This is a genomic window from Salinicola socius (assembly GCF_001937195.1).
In the GTDB taxonomy this organism is placed as follows: Bacteria; Pseudomonadota; Gammaproteobacteria; order Pseudomonadales; family Halomonadaceae; genus Salinicola; species Salinicola socius.
This window is the reverse complement of record NZ_MSDO01000115.1, coordinates 1-639: the sequence shown is the minus strand read 5'-3', so window position 1 is coordinate 639 and position 639 is coordinate 1. Positions and strand designations below refer to the sequence as shown.

Annotated in this window: 1 protein-coding gene; it reads right to left on the bottom strand. The window is 64.5% G+C overall.

Features of this window, described 5'->3' with window-relative positions:
- On the bottom strand, positions 1-639 hold a 639-nt coding region (locus BTW07_RS19120), incomplete at both ends, for a tandem-95 repeat protein (protein ID WP_144077018.1).

Sequence of the window (639 nt, the reverse complement as noted above, 5' to 3'; positions counted from 1 at the left end):
CACCGGCGCATCGTTAGTCCCCGTGACGGTAATGGTGACCGTCTTGGGCTCGCTGACCCCACCATCGTTGTCGGTGGCGGTATAGCTGAAAGTGACGTCACGGCTTTCGCCGGTAGCCAGACCATCGAAGTCAGTGCCGGGGGCGAAGCTGTAGGAACCGTCGGCGTTGAACGTCAACGAGCCGTTGCCCTGACCTACGCCGGTGTCGAGTGCGTAGCTGGCGATGGTGCCATCGACGTCGGTCGCTGCCGGGACCTGACCGGTCAGCAGCGTGTTCTCTTCCGTCGTGGCCGTGCCTGCCTGAGCGACCGGCGCATCGTTGGTACCAGTCACCGTTACGGTCAGCGTCGAGGTGGCGGTGCCGCCCTGACCATCGCTGACGGTATAGCTAACTTGGGTGGTGTCGGTCTGACCCGCGGCCAGGCGATCGAACGCCGTGCCCGGATTGAAGCTGTATGAGCCATCCGCGTTCAGCGTGAAGGTGCCGCCATTGGAGCCGGTGATGGCCTGCCCCACGCTACCTGTTACGCCATTGACTGCCCTGACGCTCAGCGTGCCGCCGTCGACATCGCTGTCGTTGGCAAGCACGCCCTGGGCCGCGGCGATATTGAGAGTAGCGTTCTCCCCGGTGCTGCCGGT